This is a genomic window from Fictibacillus enclensis, from assembly GCF_001457035.1.
GTDB classification, from domain to species: Bacteria; Bacillota; Bacilli; order Bacillales; family Fictibacillaceae; genus Fictibacillus_C; species Fictibacillus_C enclensis.
Genome location: NZ_KQ758617.1, coordinates 458,506 through 472,565 on the forward strand (window position 1 = coordinate 458,506; position 14,060 = coordinate 472,565).

The window sequence follows — 14,060 nt, forward strand, 5'->3', positions numbered from 1 at the left end:
TTTTGTGAAATGGGGGTAGAAAAAATAGGTAAATTCTGTTGTTTTAATAGTCACAATAGTGTATGAAACACAGTATGATATAGTGTACGATATACAGTATCGTTAGTCGTACTACATTAAGTAACAAAGAAATGAGGTGTCCTGTGACATTACTTCAATCTTTAACAACAGAACTAAGAAGAGGAACACTTACACTGGCCGTTCTTAGTCAGCTCCGGAAACCGCAGTATGGCTATTCTCTCGTACAATCGTTGGAAGCATCAGGAATCAGCATTGATCAGAGCACATTATATCCATTGCTTCGCAGACTGGAGAAGCAAGAGCTTGTCACTAGCAGCTGGGACACATCAGAAAGCAGACCGCGCAAGTATTACGTGTTAAGCGAGTATGGAACGGAGATCCTTCAGCAGCTGAAAGAAGAGTGGAAGAAAACATCAGATGAACTTTCGATATTGTTAAAAGGAGAGGAAGAGGATGAATCTGATTGAGCTTTACATTCAAGAAGTGACCCGCCGGCTTCCGGAAAAAAGCAGAAAAGATATTGGGTTGGAACTTCAGTCAACCATCGAAGATATGCTTCCTGAAGATTTTACGGAGGAGGATGTAAAAGAGGTATTGAAAAAGCTCGGAAATCCTGCTGTGCTGGCAAGCGGATACCGTGATCGTCCACAGTACCTCATCGGACCGGAAATCTATGATATTTATATTTCGCTGTTAAAAATGGTTCTTCCCATAGCAATAACCATTTCCGTTATGGCATTGGTGGCAGAGAAGGTAATGGGCTATTCGGGCAACGAATCGGTCATGCAAGTGATCCTTTCCGTAATCGGAAAAGGGATATGGAATGCCATCTCCACCGGTATGCAAGTGTTTTTCTGGATTACACTGGTCTTTGCGATCCTTGAACGTACCGGTACAGGTATTGCCCAGTATTCGATGACAACATGGCAGAAAGAATGGAAGCCGGAAGATTTAAAGGATATCCCATATGTCCCAAAGAAAAAAGCCATCACCAGATGGGAGGTCTCAGGAAGTGTGATCTGGACGGCGATTTGGGGAAGCCTTTATTATTACGCATCAAATTTGGTTGGTGTTTATAGAAGCGGGGACAACGGGCTCGAACTGACCACTCCAGTCTTTAATGAACACGTTCTTCACTCATATTGGCCGCTGGTGGTCATTGCCATATTGTTGGAACTCCTTTTGGCGATCTCCAAATTCAGGATAGGAAAATGGACGATGCGATTGGCCTTTTTCAATCTGAGCACCCAGTTCATCGCCTTTGTCATATTAATCATCATCTTTACCAATAACCAAATTTTTGCCACAGCGTTCATGGATTTATTGTCCATTGTTTCTGCGGGACAAAAGGAACTGATCGGTGCTGTAATTATCATCTTCGGTATATCTGCTGCCATCGATGTATTCAGCGGATTCAGGAAAGCAAGAATTTAAAATGAAAAAAGTCAGGAGCCTTTCATGAGCTTTCTGACTTTTTTGGTTTACCATGTGATTATAAAAGGCAATCACAGTGGAGATAAGCTTTAGTTTCGTGATTTATTTAAAGGGTATGAATACCATATACATCAAGATGACGAAAGGGATTCTGTTTCATGTGGTTCTTTGGTATTTTACTCGTGATTTTATCGATATTCTTTGTCCTTTATGAGGAGTTGTTTTTAGCTGGGGCTTCATTTTTATTTGGTTTATTTGAAATAGTGAAAAGTAAATTCAGATAAAATTCTTTACAGGTAAGGGGAGGATACCATGGAAGGTGAGCAGTTTGTACATAATAATTATTTAACACGAAATGTTTGGTCGGGTGTGTTTTTTGGCCTTGGCCTGATTGCCTTTATTGATGAAGGGGTATTTCATCAACTGTTGCACTGGCATCATTTTTATGATAAATCCACCTTGGAAGTCGGCCTTGTGTCTGATGGTTTTTTTCATGCGTTCAGCTGGTTTGCTACAATTGCAGGACTGTTTATGGTAGCGGATCTCCGCCGGCGCCGAGTGTGGATCGTCAAACGGTGGTGGGGCGGCGTTCTTTTGGGTGCCGGCCTTTTCCAGCTCTATGATGGTCTCATTCAGCATAAAATATTTGGTCTGCACCAGATCCGTTATGTGGATAATGTTATCTATTATGACTGGGTGTGGAATGTGATAGCCGTCATCATGATTGCAGCAGGAGGGATGCTCCTGAAGGCGACCGGCAAAATGCCTCAGAATAAAAGGGAGAAGAAGGTCCATGGAGCATGAGCATTCGTTTCTCTGGAATTCAGGAGATACACTCATTCTGTTATTAGCCGGGATCATTTGGACAGGCTACTTTATGGCCGGTATTGTATCAAACAGACATAGGAGCCTTCAAAAGTGGCCTCGTTACCGGTATGTGTTATGGACCGCTGGAATCCTTTGTGCCGGAGCAACGGTGGTTGGGCCTCTTCCGAAGCTTGCTCATCATGATTTCACCTTACATATGGCGGGGCACTTGCTTTGGGGCATGCTGGCACCACTGCTAATCGTGCTGGCTGCGCCAATCACCTTGATGCTGCGTACACTTCCGGTTTCTATGGGCCGGCGTTTGTCCCGGCTCTTGCAGCTTACCTATTTTCATTGGGTTATCCATCCTGTTATGGCTGCCCTTTTGAACACCGGTGGACTTTGGCTTTTATATACAACAGATTTATTTATGTTAATGCATAAGAAAGTTTGGATTAACCTTTTGATCCATTTCCATGTGTTTATGGCAGGTTTTGTCTTTACAATGTCCTTCATTTACATTGAACCCGTTTCCCGCCGCTATAGTTTTAAGTACCGTGCGATTGTTTTAGTGACAGCGCTTGCGGGGCATGGCATTTTGTCCAAATATTTGTATGCCCATCCACCTGCAGGGATAGAGAAAACGGATGCGGAGACCGGCAGTATGCTGATGTACTATGGCGGGGATGTGATTGATGCATTGCTGATCATCGTATTTTGTTATCAATGGTATCAAGCAGCCCGCCCACGGGTATATGAAAATTTCCCTTCTCAGCAAAAGGAGGCAAAAACAACATGACTGCCATAACCCACATTGGATTAGCGGTGCCGATTTGGAAGGTGCCATCAAATGGTATGAAGAAGTATTGGGCTTTACGCTGCTCGAAGGACCCTACATGTTTAACGCAAAGACCGCCGGAGAGCCAAACATGACGAATGATGTATTAGGTGCGCATATCAAAAAAATGAAAAACGCCCATCTGATGTCTGAAAATCAAGTGGGCATTGAGCTGTTTGAATTTGTGGAGCCAAAAATGCCGGAAACTAAAAACGGGGTATACAGCGGTTTTTTTCATGTGTGTGTCATAGCGGAAGACCTTGAACAAAAGGCGGAAGAGATTGTTGCCGCTGGAGGGAAGAGACGCAGTGACAGATGGAATACATGGAAAGGGAAACCGTACCACCTGATCTATTGTGAAGATCCTTATGGAAATATTATCGAATTGTACAGCCACTGTACGGCCGTGATGTATGCCAATAAAGACGGATAAAAAAGAGCCCGCAACGTTAGTAGCGGGCTGTTTTTTTTTATGCGTGGATTGCTTCTGGCATTTCCATGTGAAGCGGTGGAGGGATCAACCATCCTTTTTCTTTCATGATACGAAGAAGTCGAACTCCATATTGGGCTTTTGCCATGTGAAATTGGCCAAACATCGCTCCAATGTCTTCACGGATGGATTGTCCCATAATCTGGCTGCATGCAACAAGTCCGGCTGCACCATCCTTGGCAACAGATGCTGCAATTTCCGCGTCATTAAAACGGGCACCGGCAGGAATGCTTTCCAAGGATGCAGTTGGACGTTCAGGTGGAGCTGGAGGCAAGGCGATACCGTTAGCTTTTAAGATTTTTTCCACCTGTTCAATTTCTTGTTTCATGGCTTGAACAGAATCTTCCAGGAATTTTTTCAAATCACCGTCACCGGTATGGTTGATCAGTGTTTCGTATCCTGCGACATATCCCTTATTTCCTGCAAGATAGCTCCATAATGCGAAAACTTCTCCGTAATGCATTGGTTCATTTTGTGGATTTCCGCTTAAAATGCCCATGATTGTCCTCCCCATAGAGATCAAATTAGTTGCACGCAATGTGGACCACCCTTTCTGTTTCGTCGTTTGGCCACAATCTTTAGATTGTCTAAATGCGAGGAGACTATCCGCAGAATGCCTTCTAAATAAAAGGTAAATTTTATGTGGCTGGCTGCCGCATAAGTACTCTTTTTCAGGAAAAATTAAGGCGTACGGAAGGAGGGAAAATCACATGTCAAAAGTAACAGCATTGGTGTGTATGCTTATGGTATCTCTATTCATGTTCAGCATGCCGGCGTTTGCCGATCGTGCAAGTGACATGGTGGACCGCGGAGACCGGATCACTACGGACCGTGGAGCGGACTTGAACAACGGCAACCTCAACTATAATGATACTAATTATAACGACCGCGGCCCTGCGACACGGAACGTGTCCACCGCAAATAACAACGATGATGACACGAACTGGGAATGGCTCGGTCTTTTAGGGCTGGTTGGCCTTTTCGGCCTTAAGCGCCGGGACAGGGAAGAAGTCCGTTAAAATAAAATCCCTTGCAGCCGTTAAGTCTGCAGGGGATCTTTCTAGTTGCTTGTATAAACATGAATAGCATCTCGTAAAAATTCCGCAGTTCCTGGCTGGTTCTTGTCATAATGCTGTTTGAAACGTTCATCGTCTACATACATTTGTGCGAGTCCTCTATGGGCTTCTTTGCTGTAGCTGTCCCAATAAAAACAAAGCCATTTCTTGTGGAGTTCTGCTGCTTTTTGTGCGAGATCTCCAGCTGGATCACCTGTTTTGAAGGCCTCACCCAATGTTTCATAAAGTTCGTCAGCCAGGCGGGTAAGTTCCTCATGTTCGTGTGCGGTCATCCTTTTTAGTTTATCGTTGGAGCGGTTAACCGCATCCTGTCCATATTTTTCCCGGATTTCTTTTCCGTACAATTTTTCATTCTCCTCAATGAGCTTCTCTTTGAAGCCTTCAAACTTCTCCTGGTCGGTCATCGTTATTCCCCTTTCGTTTGCAGCAATGGACTTCTCCACATTTGCAATGAGAAGGTCAAGCTGCTCCTTTTTGTTCAGGAGGTTCTCATGATGATCTTTTAATGCCTTTGTACTGTCAAAATCTGGATCGTTCATAATATCGCGGATCTTTTCCAAATGGAGTCCAAGTTCCCTGTAAAATAAGATTTGCTGGAGCCGGTTCACTTCTTGCTGGCCATAAATACGATATCCCGATGAATTGATCCTTGCCGGCTTAAGGAGCCCAATTTCATCATAATACCTGAGGGTCCGTGTACTGACACCTGCGAGCTGTCCCAGTTTTTGAACAGTATATTCCATGTCATCACCTCCTGACAGTTTAACCTTACACGTTGACGCTGCGTAAAGGTCAAACCCATTTTTATTTAAAATATTTAAAACCCGTTCTTTTCTGGAGCGGGCATCGGATATTACATGAGTTCACCGGTCATGATTGACATAAAATCATGATAGAAGACTTGATAATCAAAATTAAAGGCGATTCTGTGTTTGCTTTCCAAATTATTAAGAGTAGCATACGGCCGGATATCAGCAATGGTCTGTCCCTTGGTAACGGTGCCATTTGGGCTAACATGAACTGGAAGCGATTGGTACGAACACATCGAGGGTTTGATGGTTGCCATCAAAGTAAGAGCATCATGTACAGGACTTCCCTTTATCGCGGGATTTCGTTTTTTATAAAACTCATAATAAAAGTCGAGAAGAGGCTTAATGATCTTTGCCTTGCCCTTGGATTGAATATAATCCACCATTCGAGGGGTTACAATCGCGCGTTCCGTGACGTTCAACGGGATAATGGTCAGGTTTCTGGCGTAACGGAATACGATATTGGCCGCAATCGGATCACCATGAATATTCGCTTCCGATACAGCGGTAACATTGCCTGGTACCCAAAACGCGCCCCCCATAACATATACTTCTTTCACTTTTTTCATGAGATCATTGAACAAGATATACATACTCGCAAGAGAGGTAAGCCTGCCGGTGTTCACAATGACGAGTTCTCCTGCGTACTGGTTGATTAAATTTACAACTTCATAGAAATTTTCGGTAAACCCGCCTTCTGGCAAGTCCGGTGGCTTGATGTATCCTAGTCCGTACTGACCATGTATCTCTGGGTAGAATACGGGGTCTTCGCCCGTCATCGGTTTCTCAGCTCCGAGGACCACTTTTGTCTGATTGGCTATATTGAAAAGGTTAATTAAATACGAAATATTGCGCAAGCCCATCTGCCGCGGGACATTGCCATAATCCGCCACCACTCCGATCAGATCAACCTGTCTGCTCAAACATCCATAAATCAGAGCGATTGTATCATCGATCCCCACGTCAGCGAAAAGCAGTACCTTCTTGGCCATATTATCACCTGTTTAAAGAATTTATACAGCTTATGACCGTTCGATATGTAAAAGAATGGGAATTGGAAGAAGTGTGTCTTTTAGCCTGTATTAGGAGGACACCGAAAGTTCTGTTCGTTTCGGTTCCTATTACAGCGACTGCAAGCGAACGAGAAAAAGCATCTGAAAAAGCGGTGCATATGTAGCACTCGGAGATTCCAGCACCGTAGGAGGTAACGCCATATGGTGAGATCGGTTAAAGCTACTCGATTTTCATCAAGAACTTCACTTTTAAACAAAATACATTATCGTACATTGTATGTATGATTATATCTATTTTCTTACATAACGAGCCTATCCCTATAGTATTTTATATTTTCGCAGTAGTTTATAATAAATAAATACGACCAAATATCCAATGAAATAACTAATTGCCGTGAAACCGATATTCCAGCCGTTTCTATAGATAATTTCCCCTTCTTTTAAAGCCCAGAATTCAATCAATGTAGTGAAAATTGTAAACAGGATTAGCGAAAGAAATGTATTAAGTTTCGTGTAGTGAATCGAGCTTATGAACAAGCATCCCAAAATGGGAAACAACCCTATATTATATGGGACAGAAGCGAGCGATAAGTTTTTATATGAATGTTTCAATCTCCAGAAGTAATTAAAACCCCAATCATTAATTAAAAATGCAGTTGAAATGCCAATTGGAACAATCATTAGCATAAATTTAGGTTTCTTAAAACAAAGATAAGTACCCACCATCCAAGGAATGATAAGACCTACGATTACTTGATATATCATTTCTTACACTCCTTTATTTGAATGTTAACTATTATGTCCCTAATTTCTTGGTTGGTGTACCATCATTAAATAAATTTAATTCGACAATTAATCAAGATTTAGGATACTATTACAGGGTATTACATAATGAAGTTTATGGAGTGTTTAAACATGATAAAAGTTCAAGGAGAAAGAATCAAAGGGTTTTTATATGATTCTCTAGAAACTGCACAGAGTGACTTAGAGGTTAATGAAGTCATTGTCACGAATAATCCTGGCACGTTTGTCATTATTAATAGGATGGATTTAGATAAGGTAAAGACTATTGGATATGCAGAGGTATACTAAATCTAAATCTTGTATTCCTTTTTCCTATATAATGTATTTAAGGGAAATTACCGATTGATCCCAACGGGTGGCAATAAAGGGTGAAAGAGCTCTGGATCACCTCCCTTTCTTTTTTTAAATCCTATTTTTAATGACTTATATACATGCTTTTGTAGCTGTTGATTGGGCATTAAGCAGTAATCATTTCATGATGGATGAAATTAAAAACAATTACATCTTGCGTTTGGGCTTGTGCAAATACTTCCTTATAAGGCGAATTTAGAAAGGAGAGTGCACTGTTAATGCACCTGGGGGTTTTACAGTCGAGGTTTTATGTCCAGCTGACAATATTCCAAACTAGGTAAATATATAAATGGTACAGTACTTGAAATAGATGGAGGCATTTTATTTTAATTGAAGTAGGTATGTACTTTGACGTACAGATGACGAAAATCTTATGAGGACATCTTGTCAGCCGCCAAAATGATCACTCGGATGGAGAGTATCCCGAAAAACGGTGAGTAAATTTTAAAAAAGCACAGGCGCGGTCAGCCTGTGCTTTCCTATTTCTTTAAAAAAGAGAAGAAAGATTAAATTCTTTAAGGTATTGCTGCAACACCATGAGATCCTGTGCGCCATCCGCAATGGCAACATAGCCGTCGGGCCTGACGAGATACGCTGCATTTCGTTTCAGGTCTGCCTCATCCATTGATGCTTCCCACGGAAAGATGTGAAGGGGAAGGCCGGCGCTTTCACAAAATCTCTTATAATCGGGTTTTGCTTCTCCATACACGTGGACCTGCCAATCCAGTGACCGAAGAGCATCGAAATTGTTTCCCTGGATGGTCCGGCACCAGGGCAAACGGTCTCCACCATGTACTTTTCCAGCTTTGCCCTTGCTTAATGCGCTGTCTTGATATTCGATCCCGAGCTGGGAAACCATGCCGAAAAAGATTCTTCGCGTCATGCTGAAGCCAAACAGAAGGGGAGCGGCGTACGGAATCAGGACAGTACGGGCCAATCTATTGGGAAAGTTCTTGCCCACCATAACCTGAAATGCGCGGTCCGTAGTGGAAATCAGCGTGCGGGCAAATGCAATCCTTTCCGTTTCATACGTATCCAGAATAGAAGGATCCGCTTTCTCCTGAAGCACCGCTGCCAGTTTCCAGGCTAAATTAATAGCATCGGAAATTCCTGTATTCATACCTTGTCCGCCGGCGGGACTGTGAATGTGCCCGGCATCTCCGGCAATGAAGCAACGGCCTTTTCTGAAATGGTCACTGACCCGATGATGCACGCGGTACGTCGAAAACCAGTTCACACCGGTCACCTGGATCCCAATTTGTTTCTCGGCGACAGGCTGGACATCCTGAAATTGAAGGGATTCCCGGTCCTTCAATTCCGGGGGAACGATGCCGATCAGCCGCACCATCCCAGTTGTCCTTACCGGCATGAAGATGCACAGGCCATTGTTGCTTAAATGAACTTTTAACGCATGTTCTTGCGCTTTTACATCAGAGGATTCCACATCGGCCACGTAAAAAAGTTCTTCATAGGTTCCACCCGAGAAGCCGAGTCCGAGACCTTTTCGGACGATGCTGTGCGCCCCGTCGCATCCACAGAGATAAGCAAACTCCGCCTCTTCCTTCACTTCATTCTTGATTAAAACCGTCTTTACGCTTCCGCCTTCATCAGAAAATGAATACAGCTCGGTGTTCCATTCGATTGTGATTCCCATTTCGTCCAGCTTCTTCACAAGGTATCTTTCATGAACATCCTGTGCCAGACAAAGAGCGAACGGGTAGGGGCTGATGTCCTTTTTCAAATCACTGAATTTCAACTGAGCTTTTTCCTTTAATCCTTCATGAAGCTGCACCGAATCCAACGGAATTCCAAGGTCAATCACTTCATCTGTAATGCCAAGCTGCCGGTAGAACTCCAGAATACGGGAATGGACGACCAGGGCCCGGGAAGCTTCCCCGGGTCCGGAATGTTTTTCAACGATACGAAAAGGTATGCCAAAATGGGCGAGCTGCAGAGCAAGGACAAGGCCGGTTGGCCCTGCTCCGGCAATAAGTATTTTTGAATTCATGATATCGCCCTCCCTCAATTTCTTTGATTCCTCTCCCGCTTTTATGAAACGGAAACCTTCTCTTCGGCATCAGCCGGGATTTTTTGTTTTTCATTTTGAATCAGGGCTGACAGCAGCAAAAGTACAAGGCTTGTGATGCCGATCCCGCAAAGGACTTGCACGCTTTGATCCCAGCTCAGTCCGTTTCCAAAAAAGAAAAGGTCTCTTAGCCCGTCTGTCATATAACGCATCGGGAGCCATGGATAAATCCAGTTCTGATAAAACTCCGGCATGATTTCCGGTGCCATTGACAGCAAGGGAGCGCCAAAAAACAGAAGAAGCGCAAAGAGCGGAAATCCTTTCATTCCAATCCATGATACGACTGCGAGCATCATTAAAAGAAAGCTGAGATACGCCATCGATAAAAAGATCGCCGTGTCCATTTTGGAGGGGATATCAAGCTCCAGAATCCCATCGGCAAACCATGTAATTCCCCATCCGGACAATGCGGCCAAAAAGATGCCAACAAGGAACTGTTTCGTGATGAACTGAAACTTTTCCTTTCTACTGATGAAAACTGTTTTTTTCATCACCACAAACAATAAAACAGCCCCAACAAGGCTTCCCATCCAGAGTGGCTGAAAAAGGGAAACCGGAGAGTTTCCATTTGCACTGTGAGTACCGAATGCATTGACATTCATGGTTTCTTTTTTGATCGGTGTGGCGAGAACTGAAACAGTATCAATGGAAAGTGGATCTTTTTTCTGTTTCAAACCACTGATGATTTGTTCCCGCACCTTACCATTAATTTGATCGACCACTCCGTTCAGCAGTTGGCTTGCCATGGCTGAAGCAGAACTGTTCATGCCCTGATTCACCAGAATTTGCAGCTTGGGGGAAGAGGGAGAAGCAGTCTGCAGTGAAACAAGGTTTTTGCTGAAATCCTTCGGAAGAATGAGCGCACCGTAATACTCTCGCTCGTTCATCCCTTTCATGGCTTTACTTTTCTCGTTAAGCTTAACCCATTTAACAGGTTGCTGGCCTTCTTTTTGAGAGAACGCCTTTTTTGACATGGCAGTCACTTGATCACCCATATTGATGTTGGATTTGTCAGGGAGCACAGCGCCCTCATCTTCGTTCACCAATGCAATCGGTAGTTCACGGGGGACAGGGTGAATCGAAGGGAGACTGGCAAGGCTAAACAGCAAACCCACCGCAAGAGTTATTATTGGCGACCATAACAGCAGCTTGTTTTTTAAAATCATTTATTGGACACTCCTTTCATTATTGAACAGACTGTTGATTAGTTGATTTAGAGTTTATTATAATGACATTAGAAGGAATAACAATAATCAATATTTCTCAACCTGTTCCATACTCAACAGATAAAGCGAATGTGTTGAGTAATATTAAAAAAAGGAGTTGAAGGGATGTCGTTGAACAACACCGACCGGCGGATCCGGCGAACCAAACAAATGATCAGGGATGCGTTAACCGAACTGATGGAGGATGTAGGGTTTGATGCCATCACCGTCAGAGATTTAACGGAAAAAGCGGATATCAACCGGGGAACCTTTTATTTGCACTATAAGGATAAATTCGATTTGCTCGAGCAATGTGAGAGAGAAGTGCTGGATGAGCTGGCACAAGTTCAGGGACATGTAGAGGGACTTCAGCTGGAGAATTTCTACGAGCATTTTAACAGAGGCGAGCCCTTGCCTTTCATTGTAAAATTATTTGAGTACTTGAAAGAAAATGGAGCATTTATGAGGGTGATTCTGGGACCAAAAGGAGATCCCTTGTTTCAAGTGAAGTTAAAGGAAATGCTGGCTGAACACCTGCTGAAGCACATGGTAAAGAAAGCGAGAATCGAAATGGCTGTTCCTTTTGACTATTTTAAAGCGTACGTCATTTCTGCTCACCTCGGCGTCATCCAGGAATGGCTGTTCAGAGGGATGAAGGAATCACCAAAAGAAATTGCCATGACCGCGTTTAAGCTGACCTTTCTGGGACCGAGACGGGCAGCCGGCCTGATATCCGATGAACAAAATGAAAAAAACTCGCCATAAAAGAACTGTCAGACACCAGACCGTTCTTAGGGCGGGTTTTTTATTTTTTATGAATCATGGTTCCGCCAATGATAATGAGAAACAAACCGGCTAAAGCACTAAGCAAAGGGTACAGGAATGGAAAGAAAAGAGCAGGATAGAATTCAACAGCGTTACGTTTATATCCAAGGGTTATGGGTGAAATACTGCCAGCATTAATGATATCCGTATGCTGAGAGAAGGAAGAGCAAGATTCCGAGTAAAAATGGCAAATTTGTTTTCATAAATAAGCCTCCCTCTTCAGAATAAACAAAAACCCAATAAAAGGAAATGAGAACCACAAAATAATCCAGAATTTTGCAAAAAAGTACAGATGATGAGTGAATTCTTTTCATTTTTTAAATGGTATTCTTTTTGTAAGCGTATTCAACCCATCTTATAGGAGGGCAAAGAATGAAAAGACATTCGGCGATGTACAAAGTTCTTACCTGCCTCATGATTTTTGCATTGGCGTTCAGTGTGAGTCTTACCGGAAGCAAGAATAATGCAAACGCACAAGGAACGAAGCCTCTCTACAAAAATCCAGATTATCCAATCGGCATCCGGGTGACTGATCTATTAAACCGGATGACCCTTGATGAAAAAATCGGGCAAATGGTTCAGCCAGAGCGTACTTCTGTAACACAGGATGACATCCGTGATTATGGTATTGGCTCTGTCTTGAGTGGCGGTGGTTCTGTTCCACAGCAGAATACGCCACAAGGCTGGGCAGATATGGTCGATAACTTCCAAAAAGGCGCGATGACCTCCCGGCTCGGGATTCCGATCATTTACGGAGTAGATGCCGTCCACGGACATAACAACGTAAAAGATGCTGTGATCTTCCCACACAATATCGGTCTTGGAGCAGCGAACGATCCTGCGCTGATGAAGAAAATCGGAAGTGCGACAGCAGAAGAAGTGCGCGCAACAGGTATCAGCTACACGTTTGCACCATGTCTCTGTTCTCCGCAAAACATCCGCTGGGGAAGGACATATGAAGGATACAGTGAAGATCCCAAGCTTGTTGGAAAATTGGGAACTGCCATAGTGAAGGGACTGCAGGGTAATCAAAACAGCAAAGGATTCTTGAAAGGGGATAAGGTCGTTTCCTCGATTAAGCATTTTGTCGGTGACGGTTTGACTGAAAACGGACAGGATCAGGGGAATGTAACGGAGTATTCCGAAAAGGAACTTCAAAAGTACATCAAGCCTTACCAGAAAGCGATCAAGGCCGGGGCACGAACCGTGATGGTGACCTACAGCAGCATCAACGGCCTTAAAACCCATGGTGACCGCCACATGATTACGGACGTTTTGAAAAGAGATCTTGGATTTACAGGATTTGTGATCTCTGACTATAACGGTCCGCAGCAGGTTGTCCCTGGAGATTTCAGAGCATCCATGAAGCAAAGCATTAACGCAGGTATCGATATGTTCATGATCCCGAATGACTGGAAACAGTTCCTCACTGTTACAAAGGATCTGGTCCAAAAGAAAGAAATCTCCGTGAACCGTATCAATGATGCTGTAACCCGGATTTTGCGCGTGAAATTTGAAAACGGTCTGTTTGAAGAGCCGTATGCTGACCCCGATCTGGTGGCTAAAGGGGTCGGCACACAGGAGCACCGTGAAATCGCACGTGAAGCCGTACGAAAATCACAAGTGTTGCTCAAAAATAAAAATAAGTTCCTTCCGCTGAAAAAGGACGGACAACGCATTTTTGTTGCCGGAAAGAAATCCGATAGCATCGGCTACCAGGCTGGAGGATGGACCATCAGCTGGCAGGGCGGATCTCCGAACTGGGGAGGAGCACCGGAAGCTGATCTTACTAAAGGTACAACCATTTATGAAGGGATCAAAAACGCAGCCGGTAAAAACACCACAGTGGATTACAGTGCAGATGGAACCGGAGCAGCGGGCCACGATGTTGCCGTAGTGGTCATCGGTGAACCGCCATATGCAGAAATGTATGGAGACCGAACCGATCTTGGTCTTCTTCAGGAAGACATTGATTTATTAAACAAGGTAAAAGCTTCAGGTGTGCCAATGATTGTTCTTTTGCAATCCGGCCGCCCGATGATCGTTACCGATCAGGTAAAAGATTGGGATGCATTTATTGCTTCCTGGCTGCCAGGAACAGAAGGCGATGGAGTGGCAGATGTCCTCTTCGGCAACTACCAGTTCACAGGCAAGCTTTCTTACACCTGGCCGCGCAATATGGAGCAAATCAACACACATGACAAGAGCAACCCTCTCTATCCAATTGGATATGGATTGACAACTAAAGGAAGGAAATAACGAAAAAAGGAAAGACAAGGATTTTTTAATAAAAACAGGAAT

15 protein-coding genes are annotated in these 14,060 nt (G+C 43.7%); 9 read left to right on the forward strand and 6 right to left on the reverse strand.

Features of this window, described 5'->3' with window-relative positions:
- Window positions 1-143: 143 nt before the first annotated feature.
- The 5 genes from AS030_RS02425 (at window position 144) to AS030_RS02445 (ending at window position 3,533) form a co-directional block, all read left to right on the forward strand.
- Window positions 144-488 (forward strand): PadR family transcriptional regulator, encoded by a 345-nt coding sequence (locus AS030_RS02425; RefSeq protein ID WP_240482193.1) that lies wholly within the window; start codon window positions 144-146, stop codon window positions 486-488.
- Window positions 475-1,455, forward strand: coding sequence for an HAAS signaling domain-containing protein (locus AS030_RS02430; RefSeq protein ID WP_061967987.1), 981 nt, complete (start codon window positions 475-477; stop codon window positions 1,453-1,455). Before AS030_RS02425 ends, AS030_RS02430 begins: the two co-directional genes overlap by 14 nt.
- Before the next feature lie 312 nt (window positions 1,456-1,767).
- Complete coding sequence (locus tag AS030_RS02435) at window positions 1,768-2,259, forward strand: DUF2243 domain-containing protein (protein WP_061967989.1); 492 nt, start codon at window positions 1,768-1,770, stop codon at window positions 2,257-2,259.
- On the forward strand, window positions 2,249-3,061 hold the full coding sequence (locus tag AS030_RS02440) for a cytochrome c oxidase assembly protein (RefSeq protein ID WP_061967991.1): 813 nt from the start codon (window positions 2,249-2,251) through the stop codon (window positions 3,059-3,061). The genes AS030_RS02435 and AS030_RS02440 overlap by 11 nt, the downstream gene beginning before the upstream one ends.
- 34 nt (window positions 3,062-3,095) lie before the next feature.
- Entirely contained in the window at window positions 3,096-3,533 is a 438-nt protein-coding gene (locus tag AS030_RS02445; RefSeq protein WP_240482194.1) for a VOC family protein, read from the forward strand.
- A gap of 37 nt (window positions 3,534-3,570) precedes the next feature.
- On the opposite strand, the gene AS030_RS02450 is transcribed toward AS030_RS02445, so the two are convergent.
- On the reverse strand, window positions 3,571-4,089 hold the full coding sequence (locus AS030_RS02450) for a DUF3231 family protein (protein ID WP_061967994.1): 519 nt from the start codon (window positions 4,087-4,089) through the stop codon (window positions 3,571-3,573).
- A gap of 211 nt (window positions 4,090-4,300) precedes the next feature.
- Between AS030_RS02450 and AS030_RS02455 the strand changes: the two genes are divergently transcribed.
- Complete coding sequence (locus tag AS030_RS02455) at window positions 4,301-4,609, forward strand: WGxxGxxG family protein (RefSeq protein ID WP_061967996.1); 309 nt, start codon at window positions 4,301-4,303, stop codon at window positions 4,607-4,609.
- 41 nt (window positions 4,610-4,650) lie between these two features.
- Here the strand turns inward: AS030_RS02455 and AS030_RS02460 are convergent, their stop codons facing one another.
- The 3 genes from AS030_RS02460 to AS030_RS24635 all read right to left on the reverse strand — a co-directional run bounded on the left by AS030_RS02460 (window position 4,651) and on the right by AS030_RS24635 (window position 7,253).
- Entirely contained in the window at window positions 4,651-5,409 is a 759-nt protein-coding gene (locus AS030_RS02460; protein ID WP_061967998.1) for a MerR family transcriptional regulator, read from the reverse strand.
- A 110-nt stretch (window positions 5,410-5,519) separates the two neighbouring features.
- Window positions 5,520-6,467, reverse strand: coding sequence for a nucleoside hydrolase (locus AS030_RS02465; protein WP_061968001.1), 948 nt, complete (start codon window positions 6,465-6,467; stop codon window positions 5,520-5,522).
- 339 nt (window positions 6,468-6,806) lie between these two features.
- A complete protein-coding gene (locus AS030_RS24635; RefSeq protein WP_061968003.1) occupies window positions 6,807-7,253 on the reverse strand; it encodes a CBO0543 family protein in 447 nt (148 codons plus the stop codon).
- A gap of 150 nt (window positions 7,254-7,403) precedes the next feature.
- Between AS030_RS24635 and AS030_RS23390 the strand changes: the two genes are divergently transcribed.
- On the forward strand, window positions 7,404-7,580 hold the full coding sequence (locus AS030_RS23390) for a hypothetical protein (RefSeq protein WP_156412549.1): 177 nt from the start codon (window positions 7,404-7,406) through the stop codon (window positions 7,578-7,580).
- A 550-nt stretch (window positions 7,581-8,130) separates the two neighbouring features.
- Here AS030_RS23390 and AS030_RS02475 read toward each other — a convergent pair.
- Together AS030_RS02475 and AS030_RS02480 are read right to left on the reverse strand one after the other, a co-directional pair.
- Complete coding sequence (locus AS030_RS02475) at window positions 8,131-9,651, reverse strand: FAD-dependent monooxygenase (protein ID WP_061968006.1); 1,521 nt, start codon at window positions 9,649-9,651, stop codon at window positions 8,131-8,133.
- Window positions 9,652-9,692: 41 nt separating this feature from the next.
- Complete coding sequence (locus tag AS030_RS02480; RefSeq protein ID WP_061971456.1) at window positions 9,693-10,892, reverse strand: YhgE/Pip domain-containing protein; 1,200 nt, start codon at window positions 10,890-10,892, stop codon at window positions 9,693-9,695.
- A 168-nt stretch (window positions 10,893-11,060) separates the two neighbouring features.
- Between AS030_RS02480 and AS030_RS02485 the strand changes: the two genes are divergently transcribed.
- Entirely contained in the window at window positions 11,061-11,699 is a 639-nt protein-coding gene (locus AS030_RS02485; protein WP_061968008.1) for a TetR/AcrR family transcriptional regulator, read from the forward strand.
- A gap of 432 nt (window positions 11,700-12,131) precedes the next feature.
- Window positions 12,132-14,018 (forward strand): glycoside hydrolase family 3 protein, encoded by a 1,887-nt coding sequence (locus AS030_RS02490; RefSeq protein ID WP_205728265.1) that lies wholly within the window; start codon window positions 12,132-12,134, stop codon window positions 14,016-14,018.
- Window positions 14,019-14,060 lie beyond the last annotated feature (42 nt).